The organism is Nocardiopsis listeri, assembly GCF_020741345.1.
Taxonomy (GTDB): Bacteria; Actinomycetota; Actinomycetes; order Streptosporangiales; family Streptosporangiaceae; genus Nocardiopsis; species Nocardiopsis listeri_A.
The window spans coordinates 1-22268 of record NZ_DYZD01000436.1 but is presented as its reverse complement, the minus strand read 5'-3'; the positions used below and the strand labels follow the sequence as shown (position 1 = coordinate 22268).

General features: G+C 69.4%; 15 protein-coding genes. 8 read left to right on the top strand and 7 right to left on the bottom strand.

The features are described 5' to 3' along the window. Positions 1-123 precede the first annotated feature (123 nt). Together K8V84_RS23500 and K8V84_RS23495 are read right to left on the bottom strand one after the other, a co-directional pair. Positions 124-702 (bottom strand): DUF5998 family protein, encoded by a 579-nt coding sequence (locus K8V84_RS23500; protein WP_304078742.1) that lies wholly within the window; start codon positions 700-702, stop codon positions 124-126. 86 nt (positions 703-788) lie between these two features. Next, the gene (locus K8V84_RS23495; RefSeq protein WP_304078725.1) at positions 789-3509 is read right to left on the bottom strand and encodes a GNAT family N-acetyltransferase; all 2721 of its coding nucleotides are present in this window, start codon (positions 3507-3509) and stop codon (positions 789-791) included. Positions 3510-3784: 275 nt separating this feature from the next. Between K8V84_RS23495 and K8V84_RS23490 the strand changes: the two genes are divergently transcribed. Beyond that, positions 3785-4720 (top strand): carbohydrate kinase family protein, encoded by a 936-nt coding sequence (locus tag K8V84_RS23490; protein WP_304078740.1) that lies wholly within the window; start codon positions 3785-3787, stop codon positions 4718-4720. A 77-nt stretch (positions 4721-4797) separates the two neighbouring features. Here the strand turns inward: K8V84_RS23490 and K8V84_RS23485 are convergent, their stop codons facing one another. Then, complete coding sequence (locus K8V84_RS23485) at positions 4798-6951, bottom strand: RecQ family ATP-dependent DNA helicase (RefSeq protein WP_304078724.1); 2154 nt, start codon at positions 6949-6951, stop codon at positions 4798-4800. Positions 6952-7177: 226 nt separating this feature from the next. On the opposite strand from K8V84_RS23485, the gene K8V84_RS23480 reads away from it, so the two are divergent. The 5 genes from K8V84_RS23480 (at position 7178) to K8V84_RS23460 (ending at position 14517) form a co-directional block, all read left to right on the top strand. Next, positions 7178-9496 carry a glycosyl hydrolase gene (locus K8V84_RS23480; protein ID WP_304078722.1) on the top strand — a complete coding sequence of 773 codons (2319 nt, stop codon included), beginning with the start codon at positions 7178-7180 and terminating at the stop codon, positions 9494-9496. Between the two features lie 161 nt (positions 9497-9657). Further along, entirely contained in the window at positions 9658-12147 is a 2490-nt protein-coding gene (locus K8V84_RS23475; protein ID WP_304078721.1) for a DNA topoisomerase (ATP-hydrolyzing) subunit A, read from the top strand. Positions 12148-12240: 93 nt separating this feature from the next. After that, positions 12241-12768 (top strand): carbonic anhydrase, encoded by a 528-nt coding sequence (locus tag K8V84_RS23470; RefSeq protein WP_304078720.1) that lies wholly within the window; start codon positions 12241-12243, stop codon positions 12766-12768. Positions 12769-12974: 206 nt separating this feature from the next. Continuing rightward, positions 12975-13301 carry a tetratricopeptide repeat protein gene (locus K8V84_RS23465; protein ID WP_304078718.1) on the top strand — a complete coding sequence of 109 codons (327 nt, stop codon included), beginning with the start codon at positions 12975-12977 and terminating at the stop codon, positions 13299-13301. A 76-nt stretch (positions 13302-13377) separates the two neighbouring features. After that, entirely contained in the window at positions 13378-14517 is a 1140-nt protein-coding gene (locus tag K8V84_RS23460; protein WP_304078716.1) for a PLP-dependent cysteine synthase family protein, read from the top strand. Between the two features lie 78 nt (positions 14518-14595). On the opposite strand, the gene K8V84_RS23455 is transcribed toward K8V84_RS23460, so the two are convergent. After that, entirely contained in the window at positions 14596-16701 is a 2106-nt protein-coding gene (locus K8V84_RS23455) for a type IIA DNA topoisomerase subunit B (protein ID WP_304078714.1), read from the bottom strand. Between the two features lie 485 nt (positions 16702-17186). Between K8V84_RS23455 and K8V84_RS23450 the strand changes: the two genes are divergently transcribed. Next, positions 17187-17414, top strand: a complete 228-nt coding sequence (locus tag K8V84_RS23450) for a hypothetical protein (protein ID WP_067603379.1) — start codon at positions 17187-17189, stop codon at positions 17412-17414. A 91-nt stretch (positions 17415-17505) separates the two neighbouring features. Here the strand turns inward: K8V84_RS23450 and K8V84_RS23445 are convergent, their stop codons facing one another. Further along, positions 17506-18192, bottom strand: a complete 687-nt coding sequence (locus K8V84_RS23445) for a GNAT family N-acetyltransferase (protein ID WP_304078711.1) — start codon at positions 18190-18192, stop codon at positions 17506-17508. Positions 18193-18313: 121 nt separating this feature from the next. Between K8V84_RS23445 and yaaA the strand changes: the two genes are divergently transcribed. After that, positions 18314-19108: a peroxide stress protein YaaA gene (gene yaaA, locus K8V84_RS23440; protein ID WP_304078709.1), complete on the top strand. Its 795-nt coding sequence runs from the start codon at positions 18314-18316 to the stop codon at positions 19106-19108. 277 nt (positions 19109-19385) lie between these two features. Here the strand turns inward: yaaA and K8V84_RS23435 are convergent, their stop codons facing one another. Further along, the gene (locus K8V84_RS23435) at positions 19386-21029 is read right to left on the bottom strand and encodes an RNA polymerase sigma factor (protein WP_304078707.1); all 1644 of its coding nucleotides are present in this window, start codon (positions 21027-21029) and stop codon (positions 19386-19388) included. Positions 21030-21222: 193 nt separating this feature from the next. Next, positions 21223-22268, bottom strand: a 1046-nt coding sequence (locus K8V84_RS23430; protein WP_304078705.1) for a PP2C family protein-serine/threonine phosphatase, incomplete at its 5' end; no start/stop codon positions are given.

Here is a 22268-nt window from a genome sequence, read left to right as displayed (position 1 = left end):
ACCTCTCTTGCGTCGGTGGGAGTGAACCCGGTCACCACAGTTGACCGGAACACACGCTAACCGTCCACCTTCGCTCGAACCGACACCGGGGCGGGGACTGTGCGGCCCCCGCCCGCGGCGTGGTCAGTGTCCCCGGGTCGCCACGGACAGGGCGTCGGAGAAGTGCATCATCGCCTGCACCGCCTCGGCACCGTCGGCCGCCTCACTGACCCTCAGTGTGAGCGGTTCCGCGGTGATGGCACCGGTGTAGCCGTGGTCGAGCTCGCAGCTCTCGTCGGCACAGGAGGCCGGCTCCAGGTCGATGTGGGCGACCGCGCTCCAGTTCACCGACAGGTTGACGCTGAGCACCAGCTCGCTGGGGGTGCTCCCCGGCGTGTACTGGGCCGGGTTGGGCACCACCCGGGTCAGCGCCACCGACTGGACGTTGCCCAGCTGGATGCTGTCGGTCGTGGTGGAGGCGTGCGAGGCACCGCCCGGCTCGGTCGGTGGGTGCTCGTCGGTGTGGCAGACCACCAGTCGGGTCTCGGTCAGCAGCATCACGGTGATGTGCCGACGCATCTCCATGGCGGGGTCGAAGGTCGCCTCGTGGTGCACGATGAACGCCTTGGCGTCCTCGTCGCCCAGGACGTCGGCGACCGCGTCGATGACCAGGGCGGGGTAGTACCCGCTCCGTTCGATCTCCAGGCGCCAGTCCGTGGGCACGGCACGTGTTTTCCTCATACCTCTATCCTGCCCCCTCCCGGTGACACTTCGCGACCGTCGCCCGAAGAGAGCGGACCACTGGCGGATCAGAACGTCACCCCGCGCAACCTCCGAGGTCCGGAGTCCGGGCGCACGTCGGGCGCCTCCCGCAACCACATGCGCGCGCCCAGGACGTGGGCGCCGGTGGCGTTGACGAGCACCGGGTCCAGGTCCACGTAGCCGACCTCGGGGAAGGCCTCCACCAGACGCGAGACCCGGATGAGGAGTTCCTCCAAGGCCTCCACGTTGGGCTGCTCGGCCAGCGAGGTCGCCCCCGCGGGCAGCCCGAACAGCAGCGGGGCGGCACGGACCGCGTGGATGAGGTCGGCCGCGTCCATGTCGGTCAGCGGCGCCAACCGGAAGGCGCGGTCGTCGAGGAGTTCGGCGGTGACGTCGGCCAGGCCGAAGGAGACCACCGACCCGAAGGACTGGTTGTCCCCGGCCCGGATCACCGTGGGCACCCCGGGCGCGGCCAGACGCTGGACCACCAGGTCGGCCTCGTCGCCGAAGCGGTCGTACAGCGACAGGTAGGCGCTGCGCACGTCCTCGGGGGTGCGCAGGTCGGCGCGGACGAACGCGCCACCGGCACGAACCCGCAGGTCGGGTGCGTCGGCCTTGACCACCGCCGGGTAGCCCAGCTCACCCGCGGCGACCACCGCCTCCTCCGCCGAGTTCACCTTGATGTCGGGGTAGGCGGCGATGCCGTAACAGGACAGCAGCTCGTGCGCGTCCTCGCTGGAGATCGCCGTCTCCTCGTCGTAGCGACGTTCCCCGCCGAACCAGGCGATGTCGCCCTTCTCGGCTCCGGCCTTCGACAGGGCCCGGGCGATGACCGTGCGGGCCCGGGCGCCCTCGATGTCGGGCAGCTCGGGGTGCCGTCCGGGCTTGCGGTCCCGCCACTGGGCGTAGCGGGTGGCGTGCGCGAGGGCGCGTACGGCGTCCTCGGGCGCGGGGTAGGAGGGGACCGAACCGTGCAGGGTCTGCCCTTGGTCCCCGACGTGCCTGAGCTCCTCGGGGATGCCCTGTCGGGCCAGGTAGGTGGTGACGATCGGCTTGTCCGATTCCAGGGCGCGAGCGCGCAGTACCCGGGCCACGTCGTCGCCGATGGGGTGCAGGGCCGGGACGAACACCACCACGACCGAGTGCACGTCCTCGGCGGCCAGGGCCGCCCGGAGCGCGTTGTCGAAGTCCTCGGCGGTGGCCTGCGGACCCAGGTTCACGGGTTCGTGCGGCTTGAGGCCCTGGCGGACGGCGGCGTCCTTGACCAGCAGTTCCAGGGAGTCGGAGTTACCGATGATGCCCACGCGCGGCCCCTCGGGCAACGGCTGGTAGGCGAACACCTGGGCGGCGTCGAACATCTGGGTGATGTCGTCCACACGCACCACCCCGGCCTGTTGGAAGAGGGAGGTGACGGCGTAGTCGGGCAGGGCCAGCCCGCCGGCGGCGTGGCCGGTGGGCGTGGTCCGCGCCGAACCACCGCTGCGCACCGCCACGACCGGCTTCTGCTTGGCCAGGCGCCGGGCCAGACGGGTGAACTTGCGCGGGTTGCCCAGGGACTCCAGATACTGCAGGACGACCTGGGTGGCCGGGTCCTCCTGCCAGTACTGCATGAGGTCGTTGCCGGACACGTCGGCGCGGTTGCCCGCGGACACGAACGTGGACAGTCCCATGCCCCGGTCGGCGACCCGCTGCAGGATGGCGCGGCCCAGCGCGCCGGACTGGGAGAAGAAGCCGATGGGGCCGGCCGGGGGCAGGTCCGGGGAAAGGGTGGCGTTGAGGGAGATCGACGCGTCGGTGTTGGCGACGCCCAGGCAGTTGGGGCCCACCACGCGCATGCCGGCGGCGCGGGCTGTGCGCACCAGTTCGTCCTGGCGGGCGCGCCCCTCCGGGCCGATCTCACCGAAGCCCGAGCTGACCACGACGAGTCCGTGCACGCCCTTCTCGGCGCACTGTTCGACCACGTCGACGACCGTTTCGGCGCGCACCGCCACCACGGCCAGGTCGACCTGGTCGGGGATGTCCAGCACCGACGGGTAGGCGCGTACGCCCACCACGGCCCTGGCCTCGGGGTGCACCGGGTAGACGGGGCCCTGGAACTCTCCGCCCAGGAGGTTGCGCAGGGCGGTCTGACCGATGGTGTGCGCGGTCCGGCTGGCACCGATGACGGCGACCGACTCCGGGAAGAGCAGACGGGCGATGGAACGCGACTCGGAGCGCTGCTCGCGGGCCCGCATGACCTCCTGGGAGTCGTCGGTGGGCTGCAGGTCCAGCGTGAGCCGAATGACGCCCTCGTCGAAGGTCTGTTGGGCGGTGTACCCGGCCTCGCGGAAGACGTTGATCATCCGCCGGTTCTCGGGCAGCACGTCGGCGATGAAGCGTCGCACCCCGCGTTCGCGGGCGGCCGCTCCGATGTGTTCGAGCATGACCGAGGCCAGGCCACGGCCCTGATGACCGTCCTCGACCACGAAGGCGACCTCGGCCTCCTCCGGGGCGACCTTGTCGTAACGCACCACGGAGACCAGGGAGTCCGAGATGGTAGCGACCAGGGCCACACGCTCCTCGTAGTCGACCGTGGTGAAGCGTTCCACGTCGCGGTTGGACAGCTTGGGGTAGGGCGCGAAGAACCGGTAGTAGATCGTCTCCGGCGAGAGCCGGGCGTGGAACTCGCGCAGCAGGTCGGCGTCGTCAGCGGTGATGGGGCGCAGGTGCGCGGTGCCGCCGTCGGTCAGAACGACGTCGGCTTCCCAGTGTTTCGGGTAGGACTGCACGACTGCGAGACTAGACGACAATCGGTCGAATACGGGGAGAGTCCCCGCCGTCCGGCCGAAATCACCGCCCGATCCTCCCCCGTGCAAGCGCTTTCGGGACGGTGTGCACCCGGTTCCACGTACCCTGAAGCGGTGGGTCGCAAGACCCCGACATCGCCTTGGTGACCGTGTGTCCGGGGCGCTGTCAGTTCGTTACCCGCCCCTGATCGTTAAGCTGTTAACGTCGTGCGGGCACAGGTTCTCAACACTCGGTGGTGGCTGGCGAAATGACTCGAGTGGTCGTGATCGGTGATCTGATGACCGACGCCGTCGCGCGCGCGTTCCACCCATTGGCCAGGGGCAGTGACACCCCCGCCTCGGTGGTCATGTACGGCGGCGGTTCCGGGGCCAACATCGCGTCCTGGCTGTCGGTCGAGGGCACCGAGACCACGTTCGTGGGTCGCCGGGGCTCCGACATAACCGGGCGCACCCGCGAGATGGAACTCATGGGCTACGGCCTGGACTCGCGCATGGTGATGGACCCCGAGCGCGCCACCGGCCACTGTGTCGTCATGATCACCCACCGCGGTGACCGGACGATGCTCAGCGACCCGGGCGCCAACGCGCGCCTGCAGCCCGAGGACCTGCCACGCGACGTCTTCGGCCCCGACGGACACCTGCACGTTTCCGGCTACACGCTGATCAACCCCGACTCCCGCCGCGCGGCCCGGGTGGCCTTGCGCATGGCCCGCGAGAGCGGCATGTCGATCTCGGTGGACGGCGGTTCGCACGCACCACTGGAGCGCGCCGGCGCGGAGGACTTCCTGGAGTGGACCCAGGGCGCGCGACTGTTGTTCGTCAACGTCGACCAGGCCCGGGTGCTCACCGGCCGGGACGAACCCGAGGCCGCCGCCAAGGTTCTGACCGCCTGGTTCCCCAACGTCGTGATCAAACTCGGCGAGGACGGCGGCCTGTGGGCGTCCAAGACCCGTGAGGACTGCGTGACCGCTCCGGCCGAACCGGTGGAACCGTCCCCGGGTTCGGTGGGCGCCGGCGACGCCTTCATCGCCGGCTTCCTGCCCGCGTGGTTGGCCGGGCGCCACCCCAAGGAGGCGTTGGGTCGCGCCAGCCGCCTGGCCGCCCGTGCCCTGCACCAGCCGGGCGCCCGCCCCGACCTTGGCGAGGGCCGCCCCGTCCGTCGAGGCGCCCCCCGCGGCCAACGCATCCGCTAGGGCGGTATCGCCTTCTCGTCTTACGAGGGCCCCGTGGTCGACGACCTCGGGGCCCTCGTCCGTTTCGAGGACCGGGCTCAGCCACCGGTGGTGGCGAGGGTGAGCGGCAGGACCTCCGGCGCACCGGCACGGCGCAGCAGGGCGGCGCCGACGGTCAGGCTCCAGCCGGTGTCGACCACGTCGTCCACCAGCAGCAGCGGGCCCGGGGTGCTCGCCTGCAGTTCGGCCACGCGTTCTTGGAGTCCCGGGTCGGCGACCAGCGACGAGTAGACCTGTTCCAGGCGCATGGCGCTGTTGTGCCGGCGCGGGCCCGGACCGTTCTCTGTTCGGTAGGACAGCGATCCCAGGGGGACCAGCCTTCCCAGCGAGGACAGGCGGGCGGCCAGGTCAGCCACCAGGGTCGGGCGGGTGAGGGAGGGCATGGCGACCACGCCGACGGGCCGGTCGTCCCAGCCCCAGGTGGCCAGGACCCGCACCACGCCCTGGAGCATCCGTTCGTCCACGGGTGCGTCAGGGGCGTCCTCGGCCAGGACACGACGCAGCTCGTTGCCCCAGCCGATGTCGGTGATCCTGCCGAGTGCGCGGCCCTCACCGGCCCGCAGGTTCTCGGGGATCTTCCCGGACAGGTCCACCCCCAGCGCGGACATTCCGGTGGGCCACTGGCGGCGTGGGGCGACGGGTGTGCCCGGGCGGTCCAGGTGGTCGGCGGCGGCCTTGCGGCGGCCGGAGTCCACCTCCGTGGGCCAGTACTGTCCGGTGCACACGTCGCAGCGGCCGCAGGCGCTGGCCTCGGGGTCGTCGAGCTGGCGGCGGAGGAACTCCATCCGGCAACCGTCGGTGGCGATGTAGTCGAGCATGGCGCGCTGTTCGCGTTCTCGTGCGGCGCTCACCTGGGCGTAGCGTTCGGTGTCGTAGGTCCATGGCCGACCGGTGCCGACCCAACCGCCGCGCACCCGCCGCACCGCGCCGTCCACGTCCAGCACCTTGAGCATCTGCTCCAGTCGGGTGCGGCGCAGGTCGACCCGGGTCTCCAGGTGGGCGACCGACAGGGGCCCGTCGGCCTCGGCGAGCACGGCGAGGGTCTCGCGGACGGTGTCCTCCGGGGGGAAGGACAGTCCGGCGAAGTACTCCCAGATCTGGACGTCCTCGCGGCCCGGCAGCAGCACCACCTCGGCGCGGTCCACACCACGACCGGCACGACCGACCTGCTGGTAGTAGGAGATGGGCGACTGCGGGGCGCCCAGGTGCACCACGAACCCGAGGTCGGGTTTGTCGAAGCCCATTCCCAGTGCACTGGTGGCGACCAGCGCCTTCACCCGGTTCGCCAGAAGAGCGTCCTCGGCGGCACGACGTTCGTCCGGGTCGGTGCGTCCGGTGTAGGCGAGCACCTCCAGGCCCTGCTCGGTGAGGAACCGGGCGGTCTCCTCGGCGGCGCTGACGGTGAGGGTGTAGACGATGCCCGAACCCGGGATGGTGGGCAGGTGTTCGGCCAGCCAGCTCAGCCTGGCGGTGGGGTCGGGCAGTTCGGCCACGCCCAGGCGCAGGCTCTCGCGTTCCAGGGGGCCGCGCAGCACCAGGGTGTCGGCCCTCTCCGCTCCGGCCTGGAGCTGTTCGGCCACGTCGTGGGTGACCCGTTCGTTGGCTGTGGCGGTGGTGGCCAGCACCGGGACCCCGTCGGGAAGGTCGTGCAGCAGCGAGCGGATGCGGCGGTAGTCGGGGCGGAAGTCGTGCCCCCAGTCGGAGACGCAGTGTGCCTCGTCGATGACGACCAGGCCGGCCCCCGCGGCGAGTTCGGGCAGCACCCGATCGCGGAACTCGGGGTTGTTGAGCCGCTCCGGACTGACCAGGAGGACGTCGACCCGCCCCTGGGCGACCTCGGCGTAGGTCTGCTCCCATGCGGTGGTGTTGGTGCTGTTGATGGTGTGGGCGCGGATCCCGGCGCGTTCGGCGGCGGCGATCTGGTTGCGCATCAGCGCCAGCAACGGGGAGACGATGACGGTCGGCCCGGCGCCCTCGGCCCGACGCAGGGCGGTGGCCACGAAGTACACCGCCGACTTGCCCCATCCGGTGCGCTGCACCACCAGGGCGCGGCGGTGCTCGGCGACCAGGGCGTGGATGGCGGTCCACTGGTCCTCTCGCAGTCGCGCGGAGTCGCCCGCAAGGGCGCGCAGGTGTTCCTCGGCGCGTTCGCGCAGGGCGGTGGTGTCGGTGAGGTCCGTGGGAGTGGCCATGTCCTCTTTGGTACCAGAGCCGGAGGGGGTCCGGGCGGTTGTCCACAGGCCTGGTGCGGGGAGCCATCTCACAAGGAGGCCAGATAACAGTAAGGAAACTTTCCAGTCTGCCGGCATTGCGCTCCCGCCAAGCGCTCCGAACACTGTCCGTCAGGACTCATGTCCTCCCCGCTGTGGGAGCGCTCCCGCTACCTTCGCGCCCCACCAGAAGCACGAAAGGCACACGATGGCACACCCCCGCCGCCCCGCTCACGGGCGCCCACGCGGCCGCAGGCTCGGCCTGCTCGCCGCCGCCTCGGCGCTCGTGGTCGGCGCTTCCGCCCTCGCGGTGACCGATGCCGTGACCGGCGGCATCATCCCGGTCTCCGCCGAGGCCGCCGAGGTCCCCGTCGGCTCCGGTGGTTACACCGACACCATCCCCGAGGGCCACTCGGGACCATCCGACCTGGACGGGAACCCGGTCTCCCCCAAGGTCACCGATGACTTCGAGGGGCCGGCGCCCACCAACGAGTGGTGGTCCTCGCTCATCTTCCAGCGCTATGCCGACAGCCCCCACGGCGAGAACCTCTTCGCCCACCCACTGAGCTTCCTGCCGCACTCCGGCGGCCTGGAAATGGGCTACCCCGACTCCCATCAGCTCGTGGGCGACGACCTCAAGTACGAGTACACCGCCGTCTCCGACCTCAGCCTCGGCGTGGCCGGGCTGGACTCCCCCGACACCCGCACCGCCGACCACGGGGACTGGACCGTCACCGCCCACTGGGAGGGCGGTGGCCCCACCCTGCGCGTCACCCTCGGCCAGGGCCTGCCCTTCGCCTACGCCGAGACCTCCGGCGGCGCCGCGGAGGTGACCTTCGAGGGCACCCCCGACATCTGGCACGAGGACGGATCCACCGTCGGCGCGACCGTCAACGGCCGCCACTACGCCCTGTTCTCCCCCTCCGACGCCCCCTGGACCCTCTCGGGCGACACCCTCACCGCCGACACCGGTGACGACGGATACTACTCCGTGGCCGTCCTGCCCGAGCCCGACGACCTGGACACCTTCGCCCCCTACGCGCACTCCGTCGTCACCGACTCGCTCGTCGAGTACGACTACGACGAGGCCGCCGCCACCCTCACCAGTACCTACAGTCTGACGACCGAGGCGCGTGAGGGTAAGGAGACCGACACCCTCATGGCGCTCTACCCGCACCAGTGGGCGAACGTCACCGGCGACCTCACCGACCTGACCTACGCCTCGCCCCGCGGAGAGATGCGCGTCTCGGAGGGCGCGTCCTTCACCACCGAGCTCACCACCCAGGGCATCATGCCCGCCCTGCCCACGGTGGACAGCGCCGACCACGACCGCATGGCCACCCTCATCGACGAGGTCCTGGCGGAGGACGAGCTCTTCCCCGAGCCCGGCGACACCTACTGGGACGGCAAGGCCATGGGACGACTGGCCCAGCTCGTGCCCATCGCCGACTCCATCGGCGACACCGACGCCCGCGACGAACTCCTCGGACTGGTCAAGGAACGTCTGGAGGACTGGCTGACCGTCGGCGGCACCCGCCAGTTCCACCACGACGCCGAATGGGGCGCCATGCTCGGCTACCCCGACAGCTTCGGCGCCGCCACCGAGCTCAACGACCACGACTTCCACTACGGATACTTCGTCTCGGCGGCGGCCGTGGTCGCCCGCTACGACGCCGAGTGGGCTGCCGAGGACGCCTGGGGCGGCATGATCCGTCTCCTCATCCGCGACGTGGCCTCCACCGACACCGACGACGAGATGTTCCCGCGTCTGCGGTCCTTCTCCCCCTACGCCGGGCACGGCTGGGCCTCCGGCCACGCCGGGTTCGCCGCCGGCAACAACCAGGAGTCCTCCTCCGAGGGCATGCACTTCGCCGCCGCCACCGCCCACTTCGGCGCGCTGACCGGCGACGAGGAACTCCGCGACCTGGGCGTGTACCTGCACACCACCCAGGCCTCCACCATCGCCCGCTACTGGCAGGACCAGGGCGGGGAGACCTTCCCCGAGGACTACCCCGAGGACGTCGTCGGCATGGTCTGGGGCGACGGCGGCGACTACCGCATCTGGTGGGACGGCGGCCACGAGGAGCACTACGGCATCAACTACCTGCCCATCACCGCCGGTTCCCTGTACCTGGGCCACGACCCCGAGCACGCCGGGGCGATCTACGACTCGCTCGTCGACAAGCTCGGCGGCGAACCCGAGATCTGGCGCGACATCCACTGGGCGCACCGGGCCCTGTCCGACGGGGACGACGCCCTGCGCATGTTCGAGGAGCAGTGGGAGACCTACGAGCCCGAGGAGGGCGGTTCCAAGCCGCACACCTACCAGTGGATCTCCACACTCGCCGAGTTCGGCACCGTGGACGCCTCCGTGACCGCCGACACCGCCCACTACGCGGTCTTCGACGACTCCGGAACCCGTACCTACACGGCGTTCAACCCGACCTCCGAGACCCTCACCGTCGGCTTCTCCGACGGGACCACCCTGGAGGTCCCCGCCGGAGAGACCGCTGTGACCAGCGGATAGAGTTCGTCACTCAGCGTTGAGGGTTTTCCGTCCCCGGCACCGTGCCGGGGACGGAAAACCCTCTCCGGAGCGGCGCGAAACCCCGTTGCAGTACGACTCACACACGCCCGACCACGCTCCCGTGTACGTTTCAGTCACCGGAGCAGGCCAGAATTACGGACATGGCCCGTACTACTTCCCGTCCCCCCGAGGATCTCGCCGAGAAGATCATCGACATCGACGTCTCCGAGGAGATGCGCGGCAGCTTCCTGGAGTACGCGTACTCGGTGATCTACCAACGCGCGCTACCGGACGCACGCGATGGCATGAAGCCGGTTCAACGGCGCATCCTCTACCAAATGAACGAGATGGGTCTGCGGCCCGACCGCGGACACGTCAAGTGCGCCCGCGTGGTCGGGGAGGTGATGGGCCGACTCCACCCCCATGGCGACTCCGCCATCTACGACGCTCTCGTGCGGCTCAGTCAGCCCTTCGCCATGCGTGTGCCCCTGGTCGACGGCCACGGCAACTTCGGTTCCCTGGGCGGCGACGACGCTCCGGCGGCCATGCGTTACACCGAGGCCCGTCTGGACCACCCCGCCGAGCTGCTGGTGTCCTCCATCGACGAGGACGTCGTCGACTTCAAACCGAACTACGACGGCCAGGAGACCGAGCCCGAGGTCCTTCCCGCGGCCTTCCCCAACCTCCTGGTCAACGGCACCAGCGGCATCGCCGTCGGCATGGCCACCAACATGGCCCCGCACAACCTCGGTGAGGTCATCGCGGCCGCCCGCCACCTCATCGCCAACCCCGATGCGGACCTGGACGAGCTCATGGAGTTCGTCCCCGGCCCCGACCTGCCCACCGGTGGCACCATCGTCGGTCTGGAAGGCGTCCGTGACGCCTACCGCAAGGGCCGCGGCACCTTCAAGACGCGGGCGACCGTGTCCATCGAGAAGGTGTCCGCCCGCCGCACCGGCCTGGTCATCACCGAACTGCCCTACAGCGTCGGACCCGAGAAGGTCATCGCGCGCATCAAGGAACTGGTGCAGTCCAAGAAGCTCCAGGGCATCTCGGACCTGAAGGACCTCACCGACCGCAACCAGGGTCTGCGCCTGGTCATCGAGCTCAAGAACGGCTTCAACCCCGAGGCCGTCCTGGAGGAGCTGTACCGGCTCACGCCGATGGAGGAGTCCTTCGGCATCAACAACGTGGCACTGGTCGATGGCCAGCCGCAGACCCTGGGCCTGCGCGAACTCCTTCAGGTCTACGTCGGTCACCGCCTCGACGTGGTGCGTCGGCGCAGCGAGTTCCGCCGTAAGAAGCGCCAGGAGCGCCTGCACCTGGTCGACGGTCTGGTCGTCGCCCTACTCGACATCGACCGCGTGATCGCGCTCATCCGCGAGGCCGACGACACCGCGGCCGCCCGCGAGGCCCTCATGGGCGCCTATGAGCTGTCCGAGATCCAGGCCCGCTACATCCTCGACACCCCGCTGCGTCGTCTGACCCGCTTCGACCGGTTGGAGCTGGAGACCGAGCGGGAGAAGCTGAACAAGGAGATCGCCGAGCTCACCGCGATCCTGGAGTCGGACAGCAAGCTCCGCCGCCTGGTGTCCAAGGAGCTCAACGAGGTCTCCAAGAAGTTCGCCACCCCCCGCCGCACCCGGTTGCGCGAGAGCGACGGCGCCACCCGCTCGGCCGTGATCCCGTTGGAGATGGCCGACCAGCCCTGCCACGTGCTGTTCGGCGTGGACGGCCGCATCGTCCGCACCAAGGGCGCCACGCTGCCCCGCCCGTACGAGGGGCTGCGCGTAGCGCACGACACGGTCCACGTGTCGATCCCCACGTCCTCGCGTTCGGACGTCGGCCTGGTCACCAGTCTGGGTCGGATGATCCGGGTCCCGGTCGTGGAACTACCGGAGCTGCCCGCTCCGGTCGAAGGTGAGGAGGACCCGCCCCCGCCGCTGACCCACGGGCTCGACGTGGGCGAGTTCGTCGAACTCGACGGGGACGAGACCGTGGTGAGCGTGGTGTCGATGCGGGTCGACGGACCCGGGTTCGTCGTGGGCACCCTGGGCGGTGTGGTCAAGCGGGTCGCCCCCGACTACCCGCCCCACAAGGACGACTTCGAGATCATCACGCTCAAGGACGACGACCGGATCGTCGGCGCCACCCAGTTGTCCACGGGCGAGGAGGATCTCGCCTTCGTCACCTCCGAGGCGCAGCTCCTGCGCTTCTCCGCCACGACGGCGCGCCCCCAGGGCCGCCCCGCCGGCGGGGTGGCCGGTGTCAGGCTGGCCGAGGACGCCCGCGTATTGTGGTTCGGTGCGGTGCCGAGCCCCGAGGACTCGGTCGTGGTGACCGTGTCCGGCAGCGGTAACGCCCTCGCGGGTACACAGGCCGGCTCGGCCAAGGTCACCCCGTTCGAGTCCTACCCGGCCAAGGGACGGGCCACCGGAGGCGTACGCTGCCACCGCTACCTCAAGGGAGAGGACACCCTGCTCTTCGCGTGGGTGGGGCGCTCGCCGGCCAGGGCTTCGCGTGCCGACGGCAAGCCGGTTCGACTGCCCGACCTCACCGAACGGCGGGACGGTTCCGGTGAGGCGCTTCCACGCGCCATCACCACCGTGGGTAGCGGACAGACCGACTCCGGTATCTCGGCACCCGAGTAGGACGCCTGAGGCCACGTGGGCGCGGGCCGTGCACGGGTTCACCCCCTGCGCGGCCCGCGTCCGTGTGCCCATGTACTTAGGGAGAAAGAACGCATGAGCGTGAACGAGGACGCCGCTCCCCCGGGGCCCTTCGACGACGTGTTCGGCGCCAACGCCGCCTACGTCGAGAACTATTCGCTGGCCGGTCTGAAACCGCTGGCCGCCCGCGGCCTGGCCCTGGTCACGTGCATGGACTCACGTATCGAACCCCTGGAGATGCTGGGTCTGGAACCCGGAGACGCCAAGATCCTGCGCAACGCGGGCGCCCGGGTCACCGATGACACCCTGCGTACCCTGGTCCTGGCCGTGTACCTGCTGGGGGTGGAGCGCGTGCTGATCCTGCCGCACACCCGCTGCAAGATGGCGTCCGTGGCCGGGGACCAGGTGGTCCACGACCTCATCATGGACGAGTACGGGGTGGACACCCGCAGTCTGGAGTTCCACACCGACAACGACCAGTTGGGCGCTCTCGGGCACGACCTGGAGCGGATCCGGCACCACCCGCTGCTGCCGGAAGGGCTACCGGTGGCCGGCGCGATCTACGACGTGGACACGGGCAGGGTCTCCCCCACCGGTCTTTGAGCTTCGGGCCTTCCGATCGACGCGATCCCGGTCGGCCCCGACCGTCGATGTGTCGGGGTCGCCGGGACCGGGGATCACTCCAGTGGGCGCGGGGACCACGGCCGCCTCCCGGCACCGGGCCCACGTCCGCCCGTCCACCCCGGCGGGAATGCGGTCCCTTCCTCGGATCGTTGTGCCCTGTCCGGTGTGGCGTCGAGAGGAGCACCGTGGCAGAGAGCACCTACGACACCTTCAACCAGGCCCGCATCTTCCTGGAGTTGGGCGACCCCATCTACGCCGCCCGCATCCTGGAACCCGTGGTGGAGAACGAACCCGGCAGCCTCTCCCTCCTGGAGTTGCTGGGGCGCGCCTACTTCTACTCCGCGCAGCTCAACAGAGCGGAGACGACCTTTCGCAAGCTCATCGAGCTGGACCCCGTGGACAACTGGGCCCACATCGCGCTGGCCCGCACCCTGGAACGGCAGAACCGCCACGAGGAGGCCGCCACCTACAGGAGGATGTACGCGGTGATGTCCGGAGGTTCCCTGGACTGATCGGAGCGCTCGCAGGGCCGGACCACCCGTCCGGCCCTTCGTCGTCTCGGCCGGCGGTCGGGGCTAGGCTGCGGACATGGCTCCCGAACGACCCGACCAGACCCCGGACGACGTCCCGTGGGTCGATCGATGTTCCGACAGCGTCCGTTCCTGGGCGGACGAGGCGGTGCGCAAGGTGATCGCCGACGACACCCGTTCGGCCGACACCCACCTGCACGTCTTCCCACTGCCCCCGGAGTGGGGCATCGACCTGTACCTGAAGGACGAGTCGGTGCACCCCACCGGCAGCCTGAAGCACCGACTGGCCCGGTCGCTGTTCCTGTACGGGCTGGCCAACGGGTGGATCACCGAGGGCACCACGATCGTGGAGGCCAGCTCCGGGTCGACGGCGGTCTCGGAGGCCTACTTCGCGCAGCTGCTGGGGCTGGACTTCGTGACGGTGGTTCCGCGCAAGACCAGCCCGGAGAAGATCGCTCTCATCGAGCGCTACGGGGGTCGCTGCCACTTCGTGGACGACCCGCCGGCGATGTACACCGAGGCGGAGCGCCTGGCGGCCGAGAGCGGCGGCCACTACATGGACCAGTTCACCTACGCCGAGCGCGCCACGGACTGGCGGGGCAACAACAACATCGCCGTGTCGATCTTCGAACAGCTGGCGATGGAACGTCACCCCCACCCGGACTGGATCGTGGTGGGCGCCGGCACCGGCGGCACCTCGGCGACCATCGGCCGCTACGTTCGCTACCGGCGGCTGCCCACCCGCCTGGCCGTGGTGGATCCGGAGAACTCGGCGTTCTTCCCCGGTTGGGTGACCGGGGCGCACGACTACGCCACCGGCATGCCGTCGCGGATCGAGGGCATCGGGCGGCCGCGCATGGAGCCCAGCTTCGTCCCGTCGGTGATCGACCTGATGATGCCGGTGCCCGACGCCGCGAGCATCGCCGCGATGCGCCACCTCAACGACCTCACGGGACGTTGCGCGGGCGGCTCCACCGGCACCAACCTGTGGGGCGTGTGGCACCTGGTCGACAGGATGCGCCGCGAGGGTCGCAAGGGCAGCGTGGTCACACTGATCTGTGACGGTGGCGAGCGCTACCAGCACAGCTACTACAACGACGAGTGGGTGTCGGAAAGGGGCCTGGACCCCACCCCGTACCGGGCGGCCATCGACCGGTTCCTCGACGAGGGCGTGTGGGACCCGCCCAAGGCACCCTGAGCCGGCGACCGTACGACACGGGGCCCGCGCCGAAGGTCCTCCCTCACGGCGCGGGCCCCGTTCACGTGTACGGTCACGTCAGGCGTCGATGCGCTCCAGGTCCAGTTCCTGAGCGCCCTCCTGGATGAACCGGCGGCGCGGGGCCACCTCGTTGCCCATCAGCAGGTTGAAGACGGACGCGGCCTCCTCGGCCTGCTCGACCCGGATCCGGCGCAGCGTGCGGTGGCGCGGGTCCATGGTGGTCTCGGCGAGCTGGTCGGCGTCCATCTCACCCAGACCCTTGTACCGCTGCACCGGCTCCTTCCAGGAGACCTTGCGCTTTTCCAGGTCCAGCAGGGTGCGCTGGAGCTCGGCGTCGGAGTAGGTGTAGATGTAGCGGTCCTCGGGCTTGGCCCCCCGCTTGCGCCGCACGTTGGTCAGCTCGATGCGGTGCAGCGGCGGCACGGCGGCGAACACCCGACCGGCCTCCAGCATGGGACGCATGTACCGGTAGATCAGGGTGAGCAGCAGGCAGCGGATGTGGGCGCCGTCGACGTCGGCGTCGGCCATGAGGATGATCCGGCCGTAGCGCGCGGCGTCGATGTCGAAGGTCCGGCCCGAACCGGCCCCCACCACCTGCAGGATCGCTGCGCACTCGGCGTTCTTGAGCATGTCCGCGACCGAGGACTTCTGCACGTTCAGGATCTTGCCGCGGATGGGCAGCAGCGCCTGGAACTCCGAGTCGCGGGCCAGCTTGGCGGTGCCCAGCGCCGAGTCACCCTCGACGATGAACAGTTCGCTGTGCTCCAGGCCCTCGCTGCGGCAGTCCACCAGTTTGGCGGGCAGCGCCGAGCTCTCCAGGGCGTTCTTGCGCCGCTGGGTCTCGCGCTGCTGGCGGGCGGCCAGGCGCGCCTTGGCGGCGCCGACCACCTTCTCCATGACGGTGCGGGCCTTGGCCTTCTCCGTCTTCTTGGTGGAGGTGAGGAACTCGCGCACCCCCTGGCCGACCACCTGGGAGACGATCCGGGAGGCCGCGGAGGTACCCAGGATCTCCTTGGTCTGCCCCTCGAACTGGGGTTCGGGCAGTCGCACGGTGACGACCGCGGTGAGCCCCTCCTGGGTGTCGTCCTTGGTGACCGGATCGTCGCTGTTCTTCAGCAGCTTTGTGGCGCGCAACTGGTCGTTGATCACCCGGACCAGGGCGCGCTCGAAGCCGTTGATGTGAGTACCGCCCTTGGGGGTGGAGATCACGTTGACGAAGGAGCGGACGTTGGTGTCGTAGCCGGTCCCCCAGCGCAGGGCCACGTCCACGTCCAGCTTGCGTTGGACGTCGGCGGGCACCATGTGACCGGACTCGTCCAGCACCGGGACGGTCTCGTTGAAGTTTCCGCTGCCCTGGATGCGCAGGACGTCGCTGACGGCGTCGTCCGGGGCCAGGAAGGTGCAGAACTCGCTGATCCCGCCGTCGAAACGGAACTCCTCGGTGTAGACGGGGTCGCCCTCGGTGCGCTCGTCGCGCACGGAGATGGTCAGCCCCGGCACGAGGAAGGCGGTCTGTCGGGCCCGGTCCAGCAGGTTCTGCCGAACGATCTCGGCTTCCTTGAGGAAGATCTGGGAGTCCGGCCAAAAGCGGGTGCGGGTGCCGGTGATCTTCTTGGCGACCTTGCGGACCTGCTCCAGCCCGGAGACCGGGGTGAACTCGGCGTCGGGGCCGTCACCGGCGAACCGTCCGGCGATGCCGCGATGGAAGCTGATGGCGTGGGTGTGACCCTGCCTGTCGACCTCGACGTCCACCCGGGCGGACAGGGCGTTGACGACGGAGGCGCCGACGCCGTGCAGACCACCGGAGGCGGTGTAGGAACCGGAGCCGAACTTGCCACCCGCGTGGAGCTTGGTCATGATCAGCTCGACACCGGGCAGCCCCGACCGGGGCTCGACGTCCACCGGAATACCGCGGCCGTCGTCACTGACGGAGACGGAGCCGTCCGCGTGCAGCGTCACATCGATGCGTCCGCAGTAGCCGCCCAGGGCCTCGTCGACGGAGTTGTCGATGATCTCCCACATGCAGTGGGTGAGGCCGCGGCTGTCGGTGGACCCGATGTACATGCCCGGCCGTTTGCGAACCGCTTCGAGACCCTCGAGGACCGACAGGTGCCGGGCGGAGTAATCCTCGGGGTCGTGGACGGCTGCGGTCAAGGCGGTCACTCGGACATCTCCTGCGTCTTGTGGGCCATCGGGGGCGCTGATGCGGCGTGTGCCCTTTGTACCGCGCCGCACCGACGGTTGAAGGGGCCAGGTTACGACGGGCCGAAGGCTGTGTCGTGACGCGGGCCGTATGGGTGGGGTCGTGTCCTCCCCGGAAAGAGGGGCGCCTCCTCGACGTCCTCGCCGGGAGCGCTGCGACCGGCTCCACCGACCGAAGTCGGGAATCGGTCGGGCCTGCCCCGCGCGAGACTACCACCTCTGACGGTTGCGACCTGGATACGCCCGATTTCCGGGGATAGCCGGGGCCTACCGATGGGTACAACGAGGAGGAGACAAGACGTCGGAACAGAAAGGCCCCAATCTGCACCTTCCAGGCATGAACCGGGCGGATTCCGCTGTCGGCGTACACGGGATCAGGTTGGGAACGTCTGGGTCGGGTTAGATGTTGTCAGAGGTGACTAACGCCGAGTATTGAGGATGGCGAAGTGACTGGAACCCTTGCCCCCACTCAGCCGCTGACGGCTGCCGACCGTTGCGACCGCTGTGGTGCACAGGCCTATGTCCGGGTACTGCTGAATTCCGGCGGTGAGCTTCTGTTCTGTGCGCACCACATGCGCAAGCACGACGACTCGATCCGCAAGATCGCCTCGGACATCCAGGACGAGACGAGCAAGCTCACCGAGAGCGAGAACAGCGGCGGGGATGAGCGTTAGCCACAACGAGCATGATTGCGATGACGGCGGCTCCCGAGGGGGCCGCCGTCGTCGTTCCCGGGTCGATCCTCCGACCGGGCGCGTCCGCCCTTCAGTTCGCGAGCACCCGGTTGTGGTACCGACAGACCTCGACGAAACCGGCGCCCCGGTACAGCCTCAGCGCCGGCCCGTTGTCGGCCACCACGCACAGGTAGGCCTTCCGAGCGCCCTCGTCGTGCGCCCGGGTGAGCAGGTCCCACAGGACCGCCTTGGCCACACCCCGCCCCCGGGCCTCCGGCACGGTGACCATCGCACAGATCGCCACCGACTCCCCGTCCAGCACCGCGCAGCCACGGCCGTTCCCGCTCGCGTGGACGCCGTACGCCGCGGTCACCCGTCCCAGGATGCGCACCACGCCCTCGGCCCGTGACGGGTCCGCGCCCCCGAACGGTTCGACCCATTCCCTGGTGGGTTCGTGCGTGATCCGTGTGCGCTCGGGACCTTCGGGACGTTCGTCCAGGTCGCGGGCCAGGACCAGACTGGGTTCCACGGTCTCGTAACCGTGTTCGGCCAGCCGCTCGTCCACGCTCTCCTGCCCCGGCCACACCTGCACGCAGGGGGTCAGGCTCCGTTCTCGATAGAACTCGGTGACCTCCGCGACGTCCGCGTCGAGGTCCTCCACCAGCGCGGAGTTGGCCCGTTTGGTGACCCCGTCGGCCACCCCGAACCGCCATCCGCCATGGTTCTCGACCTGGAACGGGGGCCAGTCCCTGGACACTCTCGCCGCCCAAGCGTGCATGTTCGTTTCCTCACCGGTCGCCGAACGCCGGATCCTATCCACCGGCTCCGGAGCACGATCTAGCATGGGTCCGGGTTTTTCAGCCCCCAGGCGTCGACGATCCGGAAGAAGAGAAACATCCATGCTCATCCTGCTCCCGCCCTCCGAGGGCAAGGCCGGCTCCGGCGACGGACCGCGCCTGGACCTCGGCGCGCTCACCCTGCCAGGACTGGCCGCGGACCGGGAACGGGCCATGGCGGCGCTCACCGAACTGTGCTCCGGCCCCGAGGACACCGCCCGCGAGGTGCTGGGCCTGTCCGTCTCGCAGACCGAAGCGCTCAAACGCAACCTGGACCTGACCACCGCGCCCACCCTGCGCGCCGCGGACCTGTACACGGGGGTGCTCTACGACCGTCTGGGACTGCCCGGCCTGCTCACCGAACACGACGAACGCGCACGTGAGCGGATCCTGGTGTTCTCCGGGCTGTGGGGAGTGGTGGGCCCGGCCGACCACCTGCCGCCCTACCGTCTCTCCATGGGCGTGAAGCTGCCGCCCCTGGGCGGTCTGGGCGCCTACTGGCGCAAGGCGCTCACCGGCCCACTGGGCGAACTCACCGAGGGGCGTCTGCTCGTGGACTGCCGCTCCGCGTCCTACGCCGTGGCGTTCAAGCCGGCCGGTGAAGCCGCCGAGCGAACCGTGGCCGTGCGGGTCCTGCGAGAACGCGAGGTGGATGGTCAGGTGAAGCGCTCCGTGGTCAGCCACATGGCCAAGGCCACCCGCGGGGACGTCGCCCGGGTCCTGATCACCGAGAACGTCGAGGCCCGCACCCCCGAGGAGCTGGTGACGGCGCTGCGCGACCTCGGCCACACCGTCGAACTCCGGCCCGCCGCCAAGCCGGGCACCGCACGCACGATGGACGTGGTGGTCCGGGATTAGCGGATACGTGCTTTCCGTCGACCGAAGCGTGCACGAAACCGGACCAGGTGGATTTTATGCCGCACCTACAGTGCGTGGGGCAGCATGGGACCCATCGGATGGAGATCGGACTCCGTGCGGGGGATTGAACAGCCCGGCGCTACGCGAGGGACACGCGGGGGTCGCCACACGCCCGTGAGCGGGCCGGGCACGAGAAAACGACAGGCGCGCCCTCCCACGGGAGGGCGCGCCTTCGCTGTTTCAGTCCACGGCTGTGGTCTGGTCCTGGGCCGACCGACTAGTCCAGGTAATCGCGGAGCACCTGCGAACGCGACGGGTGACGGAGCTTCGACATCGTCTTGCTCTCGATCTGCCGGATGCGCTCACGGGTGACCCCGTAGACCTTGCCGATCTCGTCTAAAGTCTTGGGCTGGCCGTCGGTGAGCCCGAAGCGCATGGAGACCACCCCGGCCTCACGCTCGGACAGGGTGTCCAGCACCGAGTGCAGCTGCTCCTGAAGCAGGGTGAAGCTGACCGCCTCGCCCGGCTGGATCGCCTCGGAGTCCTCGATGAGGTCACCGAACTCGCTGTCGCCGTCCTCGCCGAGCGGGGTGTGCAGGGAGATCGGCTCGCGGCCGTACTTTTGCACCTCGACGACCTTCTCCGGGGTCATGTCGAGTTCCTTGGCCAGCTCCTCCGGGGTGGGCTCACGACCCAGGTCCTGGAGCATCTGGCGCTGCACGCGGGCCAGCTTGTTGATGACCTCGACCATGTGCACCGGGATACGGATGGTGCGGGCCTGGTCGGCCATCGCGCGGGTGATCGCCTGACGGATCCACCAGGTGGCGTACGTGGAGAACTTGAAGCCCTTGGTGTAGTCGAACTTCTCCACCGCGCGGATCAGACCGAGGTTGCCCTCCTGGATCAGGTCCAGGAACAGCATGCCTCGACCCGTGTAGCGCTTGGCCAGGGAGACGACCAGACGCAGGTTCGCCTCGAGCAGGTGCTTCTTGGCGCGACCTCCGTCCTCGGAGATCCACTCGAGCTCGTCGCGAAGCTCGAAGGTGAGGACGTCGTCCTCCTCGGAGAGCTTCTCCTCGGCGAACAGGCCGGCCTCGATGCGCTTGGCGAGCTCGACCTCCTGTTCGGCGTTGAGCAGCGGCACCTTACCGATCTGCTTCAGGTAGTCCTTGACCGGGTCCGCGGTGGCACCGGCCGCGACCACCTGTGCGGCGGGGGCGTCGTCGTCATCGTCGTACAGGACGAAGGAGTCGTCGTCCTTGCTGGGCTTGACCGGGGCACCGACCGTCTCCGGCTTGGCCGGTTTGGCGGACTCGGTGTCGGGGGTGTCCTCGACCAGCTCCAGCTCGGCGCCGGTGTGTTCGAGGTCGTCGTCCAGACCGTCATCGGCCGTGTCACCGGCGTCGGGCGCCAGTTCCAGGTCCTTCTTGGTGGACTTCTTGGTCGCCGCCTTCTTGGCCGGGGCCTTGGTCGCCGCGGTCTTCTTGGTGGCCGCCTTCTTGGGGGCGGCCGCCTTCTTCGCGGTGGTCTTCTTGGCCGCGGGCTTCTTCTCGGCGGTCTCCTCGGAGTCGACGACGGCGGTGACCGTCTCCGGCTGCTCCTGGGCGGCCGCCGCGGCGCGCGCGGGCTTGGTGGTCGAGCGGGTGGTGGTGGTGCTGGACCGAGACGTGGTGGTCTTGCGCCGCGTGGTCTTGCGCCGGGAGGAAGCCGACTCCGGAACCAGGACGGTCACGCCCTCCTTCGCGAGGCTGCGGAGCACGGACTGCGCCTGCGACATCGGGATTTCGGCCTCTTCGAAGGCACGGCGCACGTCCTCGGGCTCAAGAAAGCCCTGGGACCGCCCACGCTCGATCAGCTGCTGAATGACGGGCTCTTGCAGTGACTCGGACTGCTTCGAGCGAGTCGAACTGGCAGATGACACAAACACCTCTCGAACGGACGTGTGGCGAGATTCGTCGGACCCGGTGGTCCGGATGGCCGGGACCGGGTACTGCACCCTCTCCCACCTGCGGCCAGGGATCTTCCCCACTGGGCGGGAAGCCGGGGTCACCCCCGCTTCATGGGGCGCGGCGGCTTCTTCACTGTAAGCAAGGCAATGGACTTGTTCGTACGGTCTACCGCTCTGACACCGAATCGATCACCGGAAGCTGAACGGCGAGCAGAGTGACATCATCGTCCTGCTCATACCCTTCGAGCATGCTCTCAACAAGGTACTCCAGCATCTGCTGTGGATCGCCCACCACATCGGGTCGGGCATCAGCCGCCTTCTGGACCAGCTCGTCGAGCCCCGCGTCGACCGATCGTTTGCGGTTCTCAACCAGTCCATCGGAATAAAGGGCGACGGTGTTACCGGGTTGGACGAAGAATTTGTGGTGACCCCTCGTGGAGCTGACTCCGAGCGGTGTGTCCGGCTCGGTCTCCAGCAGCGAGGGCCCGGCGTTGCCGGCGACGACCAGCGGGGGAAGGTGCCCCGCGTTGCTGAGGTCGAGTTGTCCGGTCACCGGGTCCAAGACGAAGTAGACCAGGGTCGTTACCTGATCCATTCCCTCCGTGGCCGAGAACATGCGGTCGAGTCCGGTCAGGACGTCGGCCGGTTCGGGCATGGAGAAGGCCAGAGCACGCAACGCGTTGCGGATCCGACTCATTCCCGCGGCGGCCGGGATGCCCTTGCCCATGACGTCGCCGAGGACCCCGGCGACGCGGCCGTCCGGCAGGGGGAAGGCGTCGTACCAGTCGCCGCCCACCTGCACGTGTTGGGAACCCGACCGGTAGTAGGCGGCCAGGCGCACGCCTCGGACCTCGGGCAGCTCCTCCGGCAGCAGGCTGCGCTGGAGCTCCTCGGCGGTGCCGTGTTCACGCTCGTAGACGATGGCCCGGCCGATGGCCAGGGCGCACTGTCCGGCGAGCGCCTCCAGGAAGACGCGTTCCTCGTCGGTGACCTCGCGCGGGGACGTGAAGGAGAAACGCAGGGCTCCGATGGGGCGGCCGGCGGCCATCATCGGCAGCGCCACCCAGGCACGCTCGTCGGTGCGTTCCAGGATCTCCTCGATCTCGGGTGCGTCGTCGAGGAGTTCGCGTAGTTCGGCGGGGCCGGCGGCCAGTCGGGGCATGCGATCGGCCACGGCCAGCGCCGCGATGTCGGGGTAGTCCAGGGAGAACC